This window comes from Pantoea sp. UBA5923, from assembly GCF_002431095.1.
Lineage (GTDB): Bacteria > Pseudomonadota > Gammaproteobacteria > Enterobacterales > Enterobacteriaceae > Pantoea > Pantoea piersonii.
The window spans coordinates 49,977-68,169 of record NZ_DJDN01000019.1; the positions used below are offsets into that span (position 1 = coordinate 49,977).

At 51.5% G+C, this 18,193-nt stretch carries 20 protein-coding genes; 10 read left to right on the plus strand and 10 right to left on the minus strand.

Going from position 1 to position 18,193, the window contains the following annotated elements; translation table 11 throughout:
- Positions 1–79 precede the first annotated feature (79 nt).
- Positions 80–619 carry a DUF2058 domain-containing protein gene (locus tag B3797_RS04495; protein WP_311790499.1) on the plus strand — a complete coding sequence of 180 codons (540 nt, stop codon included), beginning with the start codon at positions 80–82 and terminating at the stop codon, positions 617–619.
- Positions 620–726: 107 nt separating this feature from the next.
- Here B3797_RS04495 and B3797_RS04500 read toward each other — a convergent pair whose 3' ends face one another.
- The 4 genes from B3797_RS04500 to B3797_RS04515 all read right to left on the minus strand — a co-directional run bounded on the left by B3797_RS04500 (position 727) and on the right by B3797_RS04515 (position 3,627).
- Positions 727–1,425, minus strand: coding sequence for an RluA family pseudouridine synthase (locus B3797_RS04500; RefSeq protein WP_311790500.1), 699 nt, complete (start codon positions 1,423–1,425; stop codon positions 727–729).
- 978 nt (positions 1,426–2,403) lie between these two features.
- Positions 2,404–2,826, minus strand: a complete 423-nt coding sequence (locus B3797_RS04505; RefSeq protein WP_311790501.1) for a DUF4354 family protein — start codon at positions 2,824–2,826, stop codon at positions 2,404–2,406.
- Between the two features lie 145 nt (positions 2,827–2,971).
- Entirely contained in the window at positions 2,972–3,274 is a 303-nt protein-coding gene (locus B3797_RS04510) for a hypothetical protein (protein WP_311790502.1), read from the minus strand.
- 128 nt (positions 3,275–3,402) lie between these two features.
- Positions 3,403–3,627: a YgdI/YgdR family lipoprotein gene (locus tag B3797_RS04515; RefSeq protein WP_311790503.1), complete on the minus strand. Its 225-nt coding sequence runs from the start codon at positions 3,625–3,627 to the stop codon at positions 3,403–3,405.
- A 430-nt stretch (positions 3,628–4,057) separates the two neighbouring features.
- Between B3797_RS04515 and dgoR the strand changes: the two genes are divergently transcribed.
- From dgoR to dgoD, 4 genes are read left to right on the plus strand one after another with little or no spacing between them, the layout of a single operon-like run.
- Positions 4,058–4,747, plus strand: coding sequence for a D-galactonate utilization transcriptional regulator DgoR (dgoR, locus tag B3797_RS04520; RefSeq protein WP_311790504.1), 690 nt, complete (start codon positions 4,058–4,060; stop codon positions 4,745–4,747).
- Positions 4,744–5,619 carry a 2-dehydro-3-deoxygalactonokinase gene (locus B3797_RS04525; protein ID WP_311790505.1) on the plus strand — a complete coding sequence of 292 codons (876 nt, stop codon included), beginning with the start codon at positions 4,744–4,746 and terminating at the stop codon, positions 5,617–5,619. The genes dgoR and B3797_RS04525 overlap by 4 nt, the downstream gene beginning before the upstream one ends.
- A complete protein-coding gene (locus tag B3797_RS04530) occupies positions 5,603–6,220 on the plus strand; it encodes a 2-dehydro-3-deoxy-6-phosphogalactonate aldolase (RefSeq protein WP_311781352.1) in 618 nt (205 codons plus the stop codon). Before B3797_RS04525 ends, B3797_RS04530 begins: the two co-directional genes overlap by 17 nt.
- Positions 6,217–7,365 carry a galactonate dehydratase gene (gene dgoD, locus B3797_RS04535; RefSeq protein WP_311781351.1) on the plus strand — a complete coding sequence of 383 codons (1,149 nt, stop codon included), beginning with the start codon at positions 6,217–6,219 and terminating at the stop codon, positions 7,363–7,365. Before B3797_RS04530 ends, dgoD begins: the two co-directional genes overlap by 4 nt.
- Positions 7,366–7,508: 143 nt before the next feature.
- On the opposite strand, the gene B3797_RS04540 is transcribed toward dgoD, so the two are convergent.
- Entirely contained in the window at positions 7,509–8,414 is a 906-nt protein-coding gene (locus tag B3797_RS04540; RefSeq protein WP_269950246.1) for a LysR substrate-binding domain-containing protein, read from the minus strand.
- A gap of 118 nt (positions 8,415–8,532) precedes the next feature.
- On the opposite strand from B3797_RS04540, the gene B3797_RS04545 reads away from it, so the two are divergent.
- On the plus strand, positions 8,533–8,826 hold the full coding sequence (locus B3797_RS04545) for a DUF1330 domain-containing protein (RefSeq protein ID WP_126688919.1): 294 nt from the start codon (positions 8,533–8,535) through the stop codon (positions 8,824–8,826).
- 122 nt (positions 8,827–8,948) lie between these two features.
- Here B3797_RS04545 and B3797_RS04550 read toward each other — a convergent pair whose 3' ends face one another.
- Both B3797_RS04550 and B3797_RS04555 read right to left on the minus strand, forming a co-directional pair.
- A complete protein-coding gene (locus tag B3797_RS04550) occupies positions 8,949–10,376 on the minus strand; it encodes an alpha,alpha-trehalose-phosphate synthase (UDP-forming) (RefSeq protein ID WP_311790506.1) in 1,428 nt (475 codons plus the stop codon).
- A gap of 515 nt (positions 10,377–10,891) precedes the next feature.
- Positions 10,892–11,293: a RidA family protein gene (locus tag B3797_RS04555; protein ID WP_311790507.1), complete on the minus strand. Its 402-nt coding sequence runs from the start codon at positions 11,291–11,293 to the stop codon at positions 10,892–10,894.
- A 140-nt stretch (positions 11,294–11,433) separates the two neighbouring features.
- On the opposite strand from B3797_RS04555, the gene B3797_RS04560 reads away from it, so the two are divergent.
- The 4 genes from B3797_RS04560 (at position 11,434) to ttcA (ending at position 16,081) form a co-directional block, all read left to right on the plus strand.
- The gene (locus tag B3797_RS04560) at positions 11,434–12,036 is read left to right on the plus strand and encodes a TetR/AcrR family transcriptional regulator (RefSeq protein ID WP_311790508.1); all 603 of its coding nucleotides are present in this window, start codon (positions 11,434–11,436) and stop codon (positions 12,034–12,036) included.
- Between the two features lie 326 nt (positions 12,037–12,362).
- Complete coding sequence (locus tag B3797_RS04565) at positions 12,363–13,055, plus strand: hypothetical protein (protein ID WP_311790509.1); 693 nt, start codon at positions 12,363–12,365, stop codon at positions 13,053–13,055.
- 1,032 nt (positions 13,056–14,087) lie between these two features.
- On the plus strand, positions 14,088–14,567 hold the full coding sequence (locus B3797_RS04570) for an Hcp family type VI secretion system effector (protein ID WP_271153107.1): 480 nt from the start codon (positions 14,088–14,090) through the stop codon (positions 14,565–14,567).
- A 584-nt stretch (positions 14,568–15,151) separates the two neighbouring features.
- Positions 15,152–16,081 carry a tRNA 2-thiocytidine(32) synthetase TtcA gene (gene ttcA, locus B3797_RS04580; RefSeq protein ID WP_311790510.1) on the plus strand — a complete coding sequence of 310 codons (930 nt, stop codon included), beginning with the start codon at positions 15,152–15,154 and terminating at the stop codon, positions 16,079–16,081.
- 50 nt (positions 16,082–16,131) lie between these two features.
- Here ttcA and B3797_RS04585 read toward each other — a convergent pair whose 3' ends face one another.
- The 3 genes from B3797_RS04585 to B3797_RS04595 all read right to left on the minus strand — a co-directional run.
- Entirely contained in the window at positions 16,132–16,278 is a 147-nt protein-coding gene (locus B3797_RS04585; RefSeq protein ID WP_311781344.1) for a hypothetical protein, read from the minus strand.
- Positions 16,279–16,584: 306 nt separating this feature from the next.
- Positions 16,585–17,568 (minus strand): zinc transporter ZntB, encoded by a 984-nt coding sequence (zntB, locus tag B3797_RS04590; RefSeq protein ID WP_311781343.1) that lies wholly within the window; start codon positions 17,566–17,568, stop codon positions 16,585–16,587.
- 118 nt (positions 17,569–17,686) lie between these two features.
- On the minus strand, positions 17,687–18,193 hold a 507-nt coding region (locus B3797_RS04595; RefSeq protein WP_311790511.1), incomplete at its 5' end, for a peptide ABC transporter substrate-binding protein.

Genomic DNA, 18,193 nt, shown 5'->3' on the forward strand with positions numbered 1-18,193 from the left:
TGCCCGCGGCTTCAACCCGGTACAGCCTGTAAAATTACAGGTATACTCAGTGAAATTTTTAACCGGCTTAGAAACGAAGATGACGAAACTTACCTTACAAGAGCAGATGCTAAAAGCTGGCCTGGTCACCAGTAAAAAGATGGACAAGGTGCAGAGAACGGCTAAAAAATCGCGCGTTCAGGCGCGCGAGGCGAGGCAGGCGGTAGAAGAAAATAAGAAAGCCCAGCTTGAGCGCGACAAGCAGCTAAACGAGCAACAAAAACAGGCTGTTCTCTCAAAAGAGTATAAAGCTCAGGTAAAACAGCTGATTGAGATGAACCGGATTATCATCTCCCGAGGCAATATTGGTTTTAACTTTACCGATAATAACGTAATCAAAAAAATAGAGGTGGATAAGGCGACTCAGGCGCAGCTGATTAGCGGCCGCCTCGCCATCGCGCGTCTGGCGGCCGACAGCAACGGCGAGAGCGAATACGCGATTATTCCCGCGAGCGTAGCCGATAAAATTGCGCAGCGTGATGCGAACAGTATCGTGTTAAACAGCGCGCTCAGTCAGGAGGAGCAGGATGAAGACGATCCCTACGCTGACTTTAAAGTGCCTGACGACCTGATGTGGTAATCCTTGCTGTGCCGCGCTTTTATATGAAAAGTCCCTGAGGGCTTTTCATATTCTTCTGGTCCTTCCTTGCACTACCCTCTGATTCAGCTGCAGAAGAGCCTACGCCGTCAGAACGGGGAAGCGTGACGGGCTGTTATCCACTCTCCGCTAACGGGATGGGTAAAATGCAGCTCGCTGGCGTGGAGCATCAGCCGTGACGTCCGCTCGCTGCCTGGCGCCTCCCTCCCGCCATACAGGTCACAGCCCAAAATGGGATGCCCAAGCTGCTGGCAGTGAATGCGCAGCTGATGGGTACGCCCGGTCTCTGGCGCAAGCTCAACGCGCGTCAACGGCAGGCGCGCGCCGTCCTCCAGCTCCTGGTAAAAACGCTCAACCACCCGATAGCGAGATCGCGCGGGCTTGCCGCGCACAGCGCAAATGGACATCAACGGGAACAGCGACGGATCTTTAGCAATCGGCGCGTCGATTACGCCTTCGGTATCGCTCAGATGGCCACAAAGCAGCGCGCTGTAGCGCTTAATGACTTTGCGCTGACTGAACTGCTGGCAGAGCGCGGCGTTAATAGCCTTATTACGCGCAAGCACCATCAACCCGGAGGTGCCAAAGTCAAGGCGATGAACCAGAGTACAGCCCGGGAAGATCTGAACCAGCCGGTGATGCACCGAATCGAGATTGCGCGGATTTTTCCCCGAAAGGCTGAGCAGCCCGGAGGGTTTATTGATCAGCGCCAGGTGCTCATCCTGAAAGAGCGTCTCTATTCTTTCGTGGCACAGCGGAGCAATAAAGGTATCTGAGAGGGTAGACATCAGGCTGCCGGTTAAGAAGTGAGGGCAGATAGTAGCGAATTTTACGCTAGCTGGCGAATCTTGCCGCCAGGCCATACAACGGCTAATGCGTCTGCTATCGCTACGTACATTCAAGGAGGGCCGTATTAACTAAAGACTAAAGGGCCCGCAGGAGCGGGCCGTTTCCTTACCAGCGCTGAATGTCATTCGCAGGCGGCGGCCCCATATGCTGAGCGCTGCTGTCAGGAGCAGGCGGCGGCCCCATATGCTGAGAAGCGCTGCTGTCATAGGCTGGGGGTGGGCCCATATGCTGAGAAGCGCTGTCAGCAGCGCCTGCGTGATGATGCCTGCCAGAAGAAGGACCGTAATGATGATGTCCACCATCCGCCACAACGCAGCCGGAAACAGCTGCGCACCCTAATGTAATTACCAGACAGGCTATCGCTTTTTTAAACATTATCATTTTCCCGATTAAATATTTACGCTTCAGTTTATAACGGTGGGCTTAAACCCTGAATTCAGCTTGTTAAAGAGTGAATTTCCTGCCCTTGATTAATTGATGGAGATCAATTTTTAATAACCTCTCACCAAAACACCCTTACCCCAGGCGCTGAAATCAATAAATGGTGAAAAAAAATAAAGCCACAAATATCACAATAATCAATTTTCAGCGTCAGAGGGTCAGTGCGCCATATTGACTCGCGACATTTTTTAGATAAATTAACCCTTGATATTTACGGGCAAGAATTAATACATGAAACCGTAAATATTTTTATTAATGTCAGTCCGTCCGTTCGCCATAGTGGCACTCCCGCTTCAGTCTACCGGTCGCCAACGACTAATGAAGCGGGAGCTTTTTTTTGAAAATCCCGCGAACGCTGCGCGCCTTTAACAGACAAATCTATCGCTAACGCTTTATGAAGCATTACTGACGATAAATTAATTTCACATCCCATCCAAAATGGCACTATGCTTGCGCGCAGGTGTTTTTATGTAAACTCAGGGTTTGGCATCTGCGGTCAGGCAGGTATCGCCCAGACCGAGCTTAACAAAGGGCAAATCAAATAAAGAGGCGTCATGACTGGCAAATATAACGATACCATTACGTGACTCCCCGCCTTTATAAGGGGCGTAAAGTTCATATTGAATACCGTAATTTTTTATCTGGCGCCCCTGGTTGTTGAAAAGAAAGAAGCACATTTTTTTACTTTCACCGGGCGTGTAGGCTTCTTTGCTCATATTATTTATCGTCACTTTATATGAGACCTGATATTCTGGCTGGTCAGTACGGCTGTTCCATACGCTGCCCTGAGCATCCTTCGATGCAAAAACGGTAAGATCAGGCGTACTTTCCGAGGCGATACAGCTACCGGCCGCCAGCATGGTTAAAGAGAGCAACATCGCTTTAGTGGATTTCAACATCAGGTGACCTCTGGTTATAATAGATAAAATACGCTTAGAATTTTTAGTTAACGGCAAAATCAGCGCTGGGTTTTATAAGACAGACGCGTTTATATTTTGATGCGCGCCAGCTAAACTGATAAATATCACCCATGCGCCAGATGAACTATTGTTGAACCTCGATCTGAGTCCATCCTTTCTGATACATACAGTCTTTAACCAAAATATCTCTTTGAGATTCGTTCGAGTCACTAAGGGTATAACTTACGTCAGATTCGCCGTTCTTTTTATCCTGAGATACCGTTTTGCCGCTAACCTGGTTATCCGGCGGCAGGTCGCGCAGCGCCTGTGCCTGACAGGCTGTTTCTACCACCGTTTCGTCTCTGTCGTTAGCGCCCTGCTTTACCCATTTATAATTAGCGCAGCTCGCCAGAAAAAGGGGCAGTATCAGCAAAAATACTTTCTTCATAGAATTTGCACCATGATTTATTTAAGGCAAGCACAGCCCGATATGGAAAGGCGTAAATATCATCGCTTACGCCTTATAACCCACTCTTTTACTTTGTTTATCACCTGGCAATCAGGAAGCTTTGCTGCTTACTGTTTAACAATCTCTTTTACGTTTTGCTTCTGGAGTTGATGCATATTTCCACCGACGTCCTCATAGGAAATCATGCCGGTTTCCTTATCGATAACGGGCTTACCGTTGGTATTAATCATATGCCCGTCATTGGTGGAAATAATGTAATGTCCTGCGCAGGCGGAAAGCATTGAAACTGCCGCCAGTATAATTATGCTTGCTGCTGCTTTTTTAATAAACATGGCTTTGCCCCTTTTGTTAACCAGAATCAAACGCTGTTAATTTCAAAGCCAATACTACTCCTCTGAAATAAACACCACATCAACAATCAATGCTGAAAGACCCTGCCCTTACCATTAAATGATTTTTGTCAAAGGAAGCTGCCAACTGAGACTTTTTCAGCCGCTAAGTCTGTAAGCGATTGATACGACATTTACTGACTGTAATGAGGGTGTTGTCAGGCAGCGCTGCAGCTCAGCCCCGCGGGCGTGAAGGCAGACTCAACGACGGAGTGGTGATTTTGCGATCTACATTGTAGTACAAAGGTAAATGCTCGTACTACAATGACCCCAAAGTGACAGCAACTGACGAGTGTTTTGTAGTTCAACTATGCGGTGAAACTGAGCGCTCAGGGTAAAGTATAGGCGCACAATCAGAACATAGGGAGTGGTTATGAACCTCAATAAAACCGATCGCATCGTTATTACCCTGGGTAAACAAATCGTCAGCGGCAAATATCTTCCGGGCGCAGCGTTACCGGCAGAGACAGAGCTGTGTGAGGAGTTTGAGACCTCGCGCAACATCATCCGTGAGGTGTTTCGTTCGCTGACGGCAAAGCGACTTATTGAAACCAGGCGTTATCACGGCGCGTTCGTCACCCCGCGTAATCAGTGGAACTACCTGGATACGGAGGTGCTTCAGTGGGTGCTGGAAAACGATGCTGACCCGCACCTGATCGCCGCCATGAGCGAAGTGCGAAATCTGGTGGAGCCGGTTATTGCGCGCTGGGCGGCAGAGCGCGCTACGTCACAGGATCTGGCGCAGATTGAGGCGGCGCTGAACGACATGATCGCCAACAACCAAAACCGCGAAGCCTTTAACGAGGCGGACATTCGTTACCATGAGGCGGTTTTACGCTCTGTGCACAATCCGGTGCTGGAGCAGCTTAGCGTAGCCATCAGCTCGCTACAGCGGGCCGTGTTTGAACGCACCTGGAAAGGCGATGAAGCCAACATGCCGCAAACGCTCCGTGAACATAAAGCGTTGTTCGACGCTATACGATTGCAGAACGGCGATGCGGCAGAACAGGCGGCCTACACCATGATCGCCAGCTCGACACATCGGTTAAAGGAGATCACATGACATTTCGCTACATCGCCATTGACTGGGGATCAACCAACTTACGCGCCTGGCTTGTCGAGAATGACCAATGTCAGGAGAGCAGGCAGTCCGAGGCAGGCGTTACCCGACTGAATGGAAAATCCCCGCAGGCGGTGCTGGCGGATGTGACTAAGGGATGGCGCGACAGCGCCACGCCCGTGGTAATGGCGGGCATGGTAGGCAGCAACGCAGGCTGGAAAAGCGTTCCTTATCTGCCGCTGCCCGTGAGTTTATCGACGATCGGCGAACAGCTCGCTGCCGTCGACAATAACGTCTGGATCGTTCCAGGTTTATGCCTCTGCCGGGAGGATAATCATAACGTGATGCGCGGCGAGGAGACGCAGCTGCTTGGCGCACAAACGCTGGCTCCCTCCTCTCTCTACGTTATGCCGGGAACGCACTGTAAATGGGTCAAGGCTGACGATCGCTATATTCAAGATTTTCACACCGTCATGACTGGCGAACTGCATCATCTGCTGCTGCGCCATTCGCTGCTGGGCGCCGGATTACCGGAGCAGCAGCCGTCGCAGAGCGCCTTTACCGCTGGGCTGGAGCGCGGTCTCGCGACGTCAGCGCTGTTACCGCAGCTTTTTGAGATCCGCGCCTCGCGTCTTTTGGGCGCGCTGCCCCCTGAACAGGTCAGTGAATTTTTATCCGGACTACTGATTGGCGCGGAAGTCGCCACGATGAGCGAACGTTTTAGCGATCAAGAGATTACCCTCGTTGCCGGAGAGGCGCTGGCGAACCGTTATCAACAGGCGCTGGCCGCTGTGGGACGTCAGGCGACGATAATATCCGGCGATACGGCATTTCAGGCAGGAATAAGGAGCATCGTTAATGCAATGGCCAACTGAACTCCCGCTTATCGCTATTCTGCGCGGAGTAAAGCCCGATGAGGTACTGGCGCACGTCGGCGCCGTGATCGACGCGGGCTTTGATGCGGTAGAGATCCCCCTTAACTCCCCGCAGTGGGAAAAAAGCATCCCGCTGATTCTGGAGGCTTACGGCGACAGGGCGCTGACTGGCGCGGGAACGGTATTGAAAACAGAACAGGTGGATATGCTCGCTCAGATGGGCAGCAAACTCATCGTGACGCCCAATATCCAGCCCGAACTGATTCGCCACGCCGTCAGCCTGGGGATGATCGTCTGTCCCGGCTGCGCGACCGCCAGCGAAGCCTTTAACGCGCTGGATGCCGGTGCGCAGGCGTTAAAAATCTTCCCCTCATCAGCCTTTGGGCCGGGCTATATCAAAGCGCTGAAGGCGGTGCTCCCCGAGGATGTGCCGGTGCTGGCGGTTGGCGGCGTAACGCCGGAGAACCTGGCGCAATGGCTTGATGCCGGCTGCGCAGGCGCCGGACTCGGCAGCGATCTCTACCGCGCCGGACAACCCGTAGAACGCACCGCGCAACAGGCGGCCGCATTTGTTCAGGCATACCGAGAGGCAATGAAATGAAAATAACCCGGCTCACCACCTGGCGTTTACCCCCGCGCTGGATGTTTCTTAAAATCGAAACCGACGAAGGCGTGACTGGCTGGGGGGAACCGGTTATAGAAGGACGCGCGCGCACCGTTGAGGCCGCAGTACACGAGCTGGGTGACTACCTGATTGGTCAGGATCCGGCGCGCATTAACGATCTCTGGCAGGTCATGTACCGCGCAGGTTTTTATCGCGGCGGCCCGATCCTGATGAGCGCTATCGCCGGTATCGACCAGGCGCTGTGGGATATTAAAGGCAAGGTACTGGGCGCGCCGGTCTGGCAGCTAATGGGTGGCCTGGTACGCGATAAAATCAAAGCCTACAGCTGGGTAGGCGGCGACCGGCCAGCGGAAGTGATTGGCGGTATTGAAAAATTACGCCATATCGGTTTTGACACCTTCAAACTTAACGGCTGTGAAGAGCTGGGAATAATTGACGACTCGCGCAAAGTGGACGCCGCGGTAAATACCGTGGCGCAAATCCGTGAAGCCTTTGGCTATGAGATTGAGTTCGGCCTCGACTTTCACGGCCGCGTTAGCGCGCCGATGGCGAAAATCCTGATTAAAGAGCTGGAGCCTTATCGTCCGCTGTTTATTGAGGAGCCGGTACTGGCTGAGCAGGCTGAATATTACCCCAAACTGGCGGCGCAAACGGCTGTGCCTCTCGCCGCAGGCGAACGCATGTTCTCGCGCTTTGAGTTCAAACGGGTGCTGGAGGCGGGCGGCCTGGCTATCCTGCAACCCGATCTCTCTCATGCCGGCGGCATTACCGAATGCTGTAAAATCGCCGCCATGGCGGAAGCCTGGGATGTCGCCCTCGCCCCCCACTGTCCCCTTGGCCCCATCGCTCTCGCCGCCTGTCTGCACGTCGATTTCGTCTCGCGCAACGCGGTCTTCCAGGAGCAGAGCATGGGCATTCATTACAATCAGGGCGCGGAGCTGCTCGACTTTGTGAAAAACAAAGAGGACTTCAGCATGGAAGGCGGCTTTTTTAAACCCTTAATGAAACCGGGACTCGGCGTGGAGATCGACGAGGCGCAGGTGATTGAACGCAGCAAAAATGTTTCAGACTGGCATAACCCGCTGTGGCGCCATGCGGATGGTTCAGTCGCGGAGTGGTAATACCGGCGCGGGGCTTGTCATTATCTGACACGGTCCCCTGCCCAGGCTGAGGGAATTTTGCTGCGGCTTCAGCCTGTAGTCGGGAAACGTGCGGGCGTTATCATTTTTCGCTGCCGCCTGGCTGGTGCTAAAGGGGATCACAATCACTCCAGGTAGGGCTTCAGCAGCGCCTCACTCCATTGCATAAAGGCTCTGACGCGCTGCGACAGGTTACGCCGGTGCGCCACCACGAAAGACGCGCTAAGCGGCGCGGGACGCAGTGCAGGCAAAACTTCTACCAGCGTGCCGTTTGCCAGATGCGGCGCCAGCGCGGAATAGCCCGCCTGAATCAGCCCCATCCCTGCCAGCCCCGCCTCATGATAGGTTTGTACGCTGTTAACCTTCATCATGCCGGGTAACATCAGCGTCTTATACCCCTCGTTTACCGGATATTCCCATCCGTCAGGTTTCGACCCAAAATTCCTGATGTAGTGCACCATTCTGTGTCCCTGGCTAAGCAGATCTTCAATCGTCTGGGGCGTCCCGAAACGTTCAAGATAGCCTGGACTCGCCGCATTGATCATACGTAGCTTGCCCATCGGCCGGGCAATCAGCGTATCGTCCACTACCGGCCCAAGACGTATTACGCAGTCAAAACCTTCCTGAACAAGATCGACACGGCGATCGGTGCTGGAGAGTTCGATCTCAAGATCCGGATGCGCTTCCATCAGCTGCGGCAAGGCGGGAATAAACAGGGTCTGCGCCAGAACGGTGGGCATATCAATGCGCAACCGCCCGCGCAGCGGCACGCCCTTATCGGCGAACATCGACTGTAGCGCCTCTGCCTCCGCCAGCAGATCCCGCGCGCGGGAATAAAAAGCGCGCCCATCCTCGGTGAGCTGCACGCTGCGCGTGGTGCGATGCAGCAGCGTTGCGCCCACGTCTGCCTCAAGCTGGCGTATAACGGCTGAAACACGCCCTTTCTGAATTCCCAGGCTTTCAGCCGCTCGGGTAAAGCTCATCATTTCCGCCACGCGGCAAAAAAGCATTAACGCATCAAGATTCTTCATTGTTCCTCATTCCGATAACAGCGCGTTCTTTTTTGGGCTGTTTATAGGCAGTCTAATACTCAATAGAGTGGCTTCACACCCTGTTTCTTTATCCGCTTTACCACCAGAGGTCATAAACATGAAGCCAAAAGGTTATTTAATCGCCCACGTTACCGTGTCGGATGCGGCTGCTTACGCTGACTATGCCAAAGCCGCCGGAGAGGCCATGCGGGAGTTCGCGCCTGAAATCGTCGCCTGGTCCGGGGCATATGAAAATCTGGAAGGAGAAGCGCATGAGCGCCATGTGATTTTTGAATTCGCCTCTTTTGCCGAGGCAAAGCGCTTCTATGAAAGCCCGGCGTATCAGGCAGCGAGAAAACTGCGTGAGAAAGCGGCAACCGGAACCTTTGTGCTGGTAGAGGGAAGCGCCTGATCGTCTGTTGCTGCAGCAGCAGAACTGCGCGCCGGCGCGCAGTTCTGGTTAAGCCAGTCCCGGCCGGATAAGCCTGTTCAGCGCGTCGCCCCTGAGCGCGGCGGGCAGAACGGTCAGCGTTATCAGTAACGGACGCGCCCGTTGAATCCAGATAACAACAAACGCTTTTCCTGCGGCGCCGGGCTATCGTCTCTGGCGGTATTGCTCAGCTCGGCAAGCATCGCGTCAGCCCACCAGTGACAGTCCAGGCGTCGGATACCTTTCATCAGCCGGGCATGCCGGTTCTGTCGCTCTTTTAAAGAGAGCCGCAGCGCGGTATGGATGGCGTCAGCAATCGCATCGGGATCATAAGGGTTAACGACAATCGCGCCATCCATATGCTCCGATGCGCCAGCGAACTGCGACAGAATGAGCACGCCGGGATTTGCCCGATCCTGGAGCGCCACATACATTTTCGCCATCAGGCTCATTCCCGCCATAAGCGGCGTGACCAGCGCGACGCGCGATGCGCGGTAAAGCCCTGCCTGCTCTTCCCGGCTGTAAGGCTGCGTCAGACAGCTGACCGGATACCAGCCAAACATGCCGTGTACGCCATTCATCTCTCCGCACAGGCTTTCAAGAGCGTGCGTTACCGCTTTCGCGCGTGGAAAATGACCGGCAGTGGGCGATGCGAGCTGAAGCAGACGAATCGAGCCTTCGTGTTCAGGATGGGAGCGTAACAGCACCTCCATAGCGCTAAGGCGATAAGGCAGTCCGGCGCTGTCGTCAAGATGGCCACCGCTAAGGATGGTGTTTTCCGGCAGCGTGGCGCGACACTGCTGTTCTGTCTGACGACAGCTATTACTCTCTTTTAGATACTCAACGTCTTCCAGGTCGATACCGACCGGAAACACGCCGGTCGTAATAATGCGACCGTGGATACGCACAGTGGTGGCATTGAGGCGTTCGGTACGGTATTCACTCTCGATCCACAACAGGAAATTATTCATATCCTGAAGCGTCTGGAAGCCAATCACATCGCAGCACAGCAGGGATTCAGCCAGCCATTGCCACTCGGGAATCGCCTCAAAACCCTGCCCGGAAGGAAACGGCTGGTGAAAGAAAAAACCGGTGCGGTTAAGCAACCCCGCCTCGCGGACAAGTTTCAGACAGGGAATAAGATGGTAATCCTGGATCCACAACATATCATCCGGCATGGCGTACTCAGCGATCGCCCGGGCATAAGCTTCGTTGATCTTTTGATAGTGCCGACGTCGATTGGTTGTAAAACGCGCCAGGTCGGGACGCTGGTGAAAAACGGGCCAGAGCCCCTGATGCACGTAGCCGTGATACCCCTCTTCCACCTCCTCTTGCGTCAGCGGAAACGTCAGCGTGTCAAACCTATTGCCATGGCGGAATGAGAGCGTTCGGGGATTGTCTGGCGCTATCGCTTCGCATTTCCCGTTCCAGCTAATCCATAATCCGCCACGGTGGGACAGAATACTTTCATACAGCGCTGAGAGCGTTGAGCGCTGGCAGTAATTATGTGAAACCAGAATTAAGCCTGACATACAAATATCCCGTAGAGCCTCCGACTGTTTGCCGGAAAGCGTTTTTGAATCGGACAGATAAAAGGGCTGGCGCAACAAGAACTGGATAAAGCCGCTCATGGTCGCTGCTTGTAGCGGTCCGTGGTTCCGCCTGGGGATGTGTAAGACTGAGCAACGCTGCCGCGCAGCAGATCCTTTATTGCCGTTTTGCTAAGTAAAAAGCGCGGATTACTTACGTTGAAGCATTTCATTATGTTGATTCTCCTTATGCAGATGCTGCAAAGGATTCAACCACCGTGAGTATAAAAATTTTGTATTGATAACTGGCTTCGGGGTAAAAATTGAGTAAACGGGCGCGCTGAGATAGCAAAGGATGCCATGGGCAACCGCCAACCCAATGCCGGAAAGAGTCGCGCCCGTCCGACTTTAATAACTGTTGCATAAAGTCTGGCTCGGCAAAAATCGCCAGATTAATTAAGTCTTCCTGCATAAGGCGATATGTGAAATATCGCCAGGCAAAGGCGATACCCTGTTTTTCAATCCTGTGCTGTCGGGATCCTTGCAATAACCTTAATTTCAAAATCGAACCCAGCCAGCCAGTTCACGCCGACGGCCGTCCAGTTTGGATAAGGGGGCTGAGGGAAAACAGACTGCTTCACCTGCATAATGGTTGAAAACTGCTTTTCGGGATCGGTATGGAAGGTTGTGACATCAATCAAATCGGCAAAAGTACACCCGGCGGCGGCAAGCGTAGCCTCCAGGTTATCAAAGGCGAGCTGTACCTGCGCGGCAAAGTCTGGTTCAGGCGAGCCGTCTATGCGACTGCCAACCTGCCCGGAAACGAATAGCAAATCGCCAGAACGGATCGCAGCGGAGTAACCATGCGCCTCATAAAGAGAGTGTCGATTAGCCGGGAAAACAGGGTAAGGCTGATTCATAAGGTATCCTTTTGAGCAGTATATGAAGCGGGATGCGCAGCCTGCATAAATGATTTAATATACGCGGCGTATGTAAAATTAATCACACATACGCGCCGTATGTCAACTCACATACGCTGCGTATGTCACAAGGAGAACGAATGGCTGTTAAACGCCGCGCCGAAACGATGGAAGCCAACCGCGCAAAACTGATTGCGGCCGCGCGAAAAGCTTTTGCAGAAAAAGGATTTGCAGCCGCATCAATGGATGACCTGACCGCCAGCGTTAACCTGACGCGCGGAGCGCTCTACCATAACTTTGGCGATAAAAAGGGATTACTTGCCGCGGTTGTTACCCAGATAGATGGCGAGATGGCGCAGCGTGCCAGAAACGCCGTTTCTGACGCAGGTGATGACTGGGATAAGCTGCTGGCCGAAGGGATCGCCTACATTAAAATGGCGCTGGATGATGAAGTCCGCCGCATCGTTCTGCTTGATGGCCCAGCTTTTCTTGGAAACCCTGCGCAATGGCCAAGTCAGAATAGCTGTCTTGAATCCACTCGTCAGAGCATCTTAAACATGCTCGAAAGCGGCGTAATCAAATCGGTAGATCCGGATGCCACCGCCTATCTGCTGAATAGCGCCGCCTTCAATGCAGCGCAGTGGATAGCAGCCAGTGACGATCCGCAGCAGTCGCTGCCAAAAGTGATTGAGGTATTCACATTACTGGTAAAGGGTTTACGTAATAATGCCGGTGCAGCTTAATATATAAAAGAACAGTTAATTTTATTATTAGCCTTTCCCTTAAGCTTTTCTGCTTCTTCTAAAAGCGGCATAAGGTTGCCGCTTTAATTAAAGCGCATTTAAAATATCTGAATCCTGTAAGATAACATTTATTCTCAAGTGAGGATCAATATATGCGAATCTATTATTTACTTGAAAAATAAATTATATAGTATGGGGTCTGGTTAACTGAACCACTCGGCTCATTATGGATCAGTACTATTACTGCAACCAGTTAGCTGTCCTGCTTACTTTAAATTACAACAAAAACATAAAAAAGATGAAAATTAAATCATAAGGAATTGATCATGTATTATAAAGAAAGCATCATTTCATACCTCCAGAATAATAACATCCTTGCAATAAAGCTTGATCGCGCGATCAATGGCGTTGCAAAGGCGGTATCCAGTCAGATTGAAACGATAGAAGCCGGCGCAAAACGAGCATTGTATTATACATCCTGTTTTACTGATGAGTATCAGGATGTCTGCCAGCAGCAGAAGAGTGAAGATTTGCGATTCGTTAGTGGCGTTTATCAGATCCTACAAAATGTTGACGTTATATATGAAATGCTTAAAATCTATTTTGAAGAAGTATTCAAATACAAAACATCTGCCCAGTTAGAACATATTAAAAAATTACTGATGGCTGTTAATGTTCATATCGCTGCCAGTTCTCTCACAAACCATGGATTTGCTTTAGCAGTAGCCACATCTGTCGCTACGGGACTGAATTTGTCATTAGAGATGAGTGCTTTAACAGGAAAGAAAGGTGGCACAATTGCCACTTTTGTCGGCGTTTATGGAATTGTCCAGAAAGCGGCGGATAGCGCCCATCGAATCAATTATACATATCCATCCTATTATGCCGCCCTTTACACTCATAAGCTGGAGATGATGTTTTTCCTGATAGAACCTTTGTTTGAGCGAGCTGGTGCGCTTATAGATCCGAGCGCCTCGGAAGCTAGTATTGCAGAAAAAATCACCCGGATGATTCGATAGCTATGATGAACCTTATTAAAAGATTTTTTAAGAGGGTGTTTAAATCCTTATTTTCTCTCTATGCTCCGACCATACTTACGGTTTTGTTCGCGATTGTTCTGGTACATTTTTTCCCGGAAGGCCCCTTATGGCCTGTACTCGTCTTTTTCATATTGACATTGATTATTATTGATTAAAATTATATAGAGCAAAGAAACACGATGAATATAAATTCAGATTAAATTATAGAATTTATATAGTAAACCCATAATGCTAGTAGCTCAAAGGAAATGCCTTACCAGATGATGCATAGAGTATTCAAGTATGCGTTTGAAGAACACAACCAAGTTTTCCCGACAAATTTTCATTACATGTAAACAACCTAAAGCACAGCGGGCATCGGATGTCGGCCTCGCAAATTGATTCACCAGAGCAGATCGAAAGATATGGTAAAAATTCTTAAAAGGTTTTTTAAGCGGCTGATTAAATCTTTAATTTCAGATTATGCTCCTGCATTGCTTACATTCTTATTCGCAGTTTTCCTGATACATTTTTTCCCGGAAGGCCCCTTATGGCCGGTGCTCATATTCTTCATATTTGTGGTGATAATCATAGAGCGATGGTATATGAAGTGGTAATAGCTAAAAGAGAAACTTATTTTTACTAGATTATCTTTGTTCCAATATTTTTTAAGCAATACCAAAGCAAACATTAACCTTTTCAGTAAAATGATTCTTTAAAGCAATTTGCTAATTTAAAACACTACGGGCACAGGGATGCGATATCATCTAAGTCATTCCAGGGGTTACGATAATCATGTGGAATATCATCATAAGGATCTTTAGACGTCTTTTTATGTCCCTGTTTGCGCTATATGCTCCTCAAGTCCTGATACTGATCTTCGCGATTGCTCTGGTTCATTTTTTTCCTGAAGGTCCAGTCTGGCCTATAGGTCTTTTTGCTCTTTTCATAATTTACATTTTCGCTCGTTACTGCAAATGGTGATCGTTTTACCCACACTATGTTCTAAACTTCTTTGATAAGGAATGTATTATGTCTACTCCCGCACACTTATGGCTCGAAGATGAAAATGGCTCTCCCATCTCTGGCGAGTGCTTAATGCCATCACGAGCAGGTTCTATTGAATTAAAATCATTCTCCCATGGGGTGACCATTCCAGTTGATCCGAACAGGGGTAAGCTTACTGGTACACGTATTCATCGCCCCATAGTGATAGTAAAAGAGTTTGACAAGACAACCCCCGTTTTGTATCGCGCCGTATGCGAAAACCGCACCTTGAAAAAAGCAACAATAAAAATGTATCGCATACTGGAATCGGGCAGTGAATCTGAGTATTTCAACATCACCCTGGATAACGTCAAAATCACAACGGTATCGCCCTATCTCGCGCAAAATGGTGCGAGCAGTACTCATCTGGAAACCCTTGAATTACGCTATGAGGCAATAACCTGGAAATATACGGAAGGTAATATTATCTACCGAGATTCGTGGAACGAATACGCTACAGCCTAGTCTCAATAAATACCTTTCGAATAATACCTGGCCCTTCGCGGCAGGGATTTCAATCAAACGATGGCCCGCGTGTAGAAGGTTATAGCGACTACGTATACTGGCTCGCACTCATTTTCGCTAAATAGCGCGTGGGTTATTTTTAATATCTTCGATCAATAATTACGATCTTTCACCAGCATTTTCTGTTCTGTGGCACAACAAGTAAGGCAGCTTAACCCTGAAAATTCAGAACGGCGATGTTAGGGTGCTATCTGTGTGTCTTCGCCTCAAAAGGAAGCATAGCCCCCTGCACCTTCCAGCACTGGCCTATTGTGTGTTGTCGCCATAAAACGTGCTGGCATTCGCCGCCGTAATCCGTACCATACGCGGCATACTTTTGCCTGCTGATGATTATCGACGGGCGCACACGCCCTCTTTTATAGCGAATCAGATGGGGCATAAACATGCGCAGAGTGTCCGTGAGTCCTGTGCGACCTGGATTGAAAAGATGAACCGCGAGCGGGTTGAAATGCTCAACGGTAAGCTGGCAATCTGAATGGACCTTGCCCCTTATATGCCCCTCTTGGTTGTAGAGACAGAGAAAAATGCAAGAAAATCAAACGGTTGACAAGAAAGAACAGTACAACCTTAATAAACTCCAGAAGCGCCTGCGTCGCAACGTCGGCGAAGCTATCGCTGATTACAATATGATTGAAGAAGGCGACCGCATTATGGTCTGCCTGTCGGGCGGCAAGGACAGCTATACGCTGCTGGAGATCCTGCGTAATCTGCAGCAGAGCGCACCGGTTAACTTCTCGCTGGTGGCGGTTAATCTCGATCAGAAACAACCGGGCTTTCCAGGGCACATTCTGCCGGAATATCTGGAGTCGCTTGGCGTCGAATACAAAATCGTCGAAGAAGACACCTACTCCATCGTTAAAGAGAAGATCCCGGAAGGCAAAACCACCTGTTCGCTCTGTTCGCGCCTGCGCCGCGGCATTCTCTACCGCACCGCTACCGAGCTGGGCTGTACGAAAATCGCGCTCGGCCATCACCGCGACGATATCCTGCAGACGCTGTTCCTGAATATGTTCTACGGCGGAAAAATGAAAGGCATGCCGCCGAAGCTGATGAGCGACGACGGCAAACATATCGTCATTCGCCCGCTGGCCTACTGCCGTGAAAAAGATATTGTTCGCTTCTCTGAAGCGCGCAAATTCCCGATTATTCCATGCAACCTCTGCGGTTCGCAGCCTAACCTGCAACGTCAGGTGATCGCCGATATGCTGCGCGACTGGGACAAACGCTATCCCGGACGCATCGAGACGATGTTCAGCGCAATGCAGAACGTTGTGCCGTCGCATCTGGCGGATATCAACCTGTTCGATTTTAAAGGCATTCAACACGGCGATGCGGTGGTAGACGGCGGCGATCTCGCCTTCGATCGTGAAACGCTGCCGGTACAGCCTGCTGGCTGGCAGGAAGCGGATGACGCCGAGCCGGTGGTCCGTCTCGACGTGCTACAGCTGCCGTAACAGGAACGCTTTAAAAAAGGGCGCGCTGCAATATCAGCACGCCCTTTTTTTTACCGATGCGGCGGTGGATCGAGGATGGGCGGATAACCCGGCTCAGGCTGCGGGTCCGGTTGCGGGTTCGGCGGTGGTTGCGGCATCGGATCGGGAATCGGGACGGGATCGGTAGGAATCGGATCGCTGGCGATAATGGATATCATACCCTTCTCCTTTGTGGTTACTGTCTTTAAAGCATAGGTATAACTCCGCCGCAGGGGCAAAAAAAAAGCCGGCGGATAGGCCGGCGTATCGAATTAAATATGTGCTATGCAGTAATTCTAAAAAGGAAGTAAGACAATATGGAGCGCAACGCCCATCGCTTGACGTTGCATTCACCTGCGGATACAGAGTTTGCCGATGTTGCCCTGGAGGGTTATTGACCTCGATCAGCTTTTTTTCCCTTTTTGCCATCAGCAGCCTTTTTTTGCCCCGGCATTAACTATTGTAACCAGTTGATTACATTATTGTCACAGCCACTTACGCCGTTTAAGCCACCAGGCGACGCCCAGAACAAGAACCACCAGCAGCAGGCAGAACACGCTAAAGCCAAGGTGCCAGTTGGCACCCGGAATGCCGCCGAGGTTGACGCCGAACAGGCCGGTCAGAAAGGTCGTCGGCAGGAAAATCATCGCCAGCAACGACATAGTATAGGTACGGCGGTTCATCGCTTCCGCCATCTGCGAGGCCACTTCGTCCGCCAGTACAGCGGTACGCGCCACTCCTGCGTCCAGGTCGTCTAGCCCGCGCCCTAACCTGTCGGACACCTCCTGCATACGGCGGCGATCGCTGTCATCCATCCACGGCAGCTTCTCGCTGGCGAGCCGCGAATAGACGTCGCGCTGCGGCGTCATATAGCGTCGCATGACTATCAGCTGCTTGCGCAGCAGCGACAGCTCGCCGCGCGCCGGTATACGCTGATCCAGCAGCGCATCCTCCAGCACAATAATTTTGTCATGCAGCTCTTCAATGAATTCACTGGCGTGATCGGTCAGCGCATCGCAGATATCGACCAGCCAGCTGCCGCCATCTTCAGGCCCGTTGCCGTTTTGCAGATCGGTCAGCACCTCATCCACCGCATAGACTTTACGGCGACGCGTCGAGACAATCAGCTTGTCGTTGATAAAGACCCGCATCGCCACCAGCTGCTCAGGCCGCGAGTCAGCGTTGTGGTTAACGCTGCGCAGCACAATCATAAATCCGTCGCCAAGACGGCTGACGCGCGGCCGCATACTGTCGCCCGCCAGCGCGTCGCGCACCGTATCGGGGATCAGGGGTGTAGACTGCAACCAGTCAGAGCTCTGGCGATGGGTATAGTTAAGATGCAGCCAGCAGGGGCGCTCGCAGTGGATCACATCTTTATCTTCGATAGGGATCAAGCCGCCCTTGCCATCAAGCTGACAGGCGATAATGGCGTCGGAAACCTGCAACGCTTTGCCTTCAATGACGTTCACTCACTTGCCTCACTACAAAAATCAATACGATACAGTCTAGCGCGGCGCGGTTGAGTTGCAATCCTCAGGCTGTGAGCAAAGGTGTCTGGATGCGGCCTGCTGGCAGGCCGCTCAGGGCTTAGTGTTTTGCGATCCACAGCTCGCGGCTGTAGGCGACATCTTCAGGATTCGTGATGGGATAGCCTTTCACCCACGGCTTGATCAGGCGGCCGTTGGTGTACTGGTAAATCGGTGCGATCGGTGCCTGGTCGGCCAGGATCTGCTCCGCTTTGTTGTAGTCGCTGTTGCGCGCGTCAGCCTGGGTTTCGCTGCTTGCTCTGGCGAGAACCGCATCGTAATCGGCGTTGCTGAAGCGCGCGATATTGCTGCTGTTGCCGCTGGTCAGCAGGCTGAGAAATGTCGATGGCTCATTGTAATCGCCAACCCAGGAGGCGCGGATAACGTCAAAATTGCCGCTGTTGCGGCTGTCGATATAGGTTTTCCACTCCTGGTTCTGCAACGTCACCTGAACGCCAAGATTTTTCTTCCACATCGATGCCACGGCAATCGCGATTTTTTGATGGCTTTCCGAGGTGTTGTAAAGCAGCGTCAGATGCAGCGGTCGGCCAGGGCCGTAGCCAGCGGC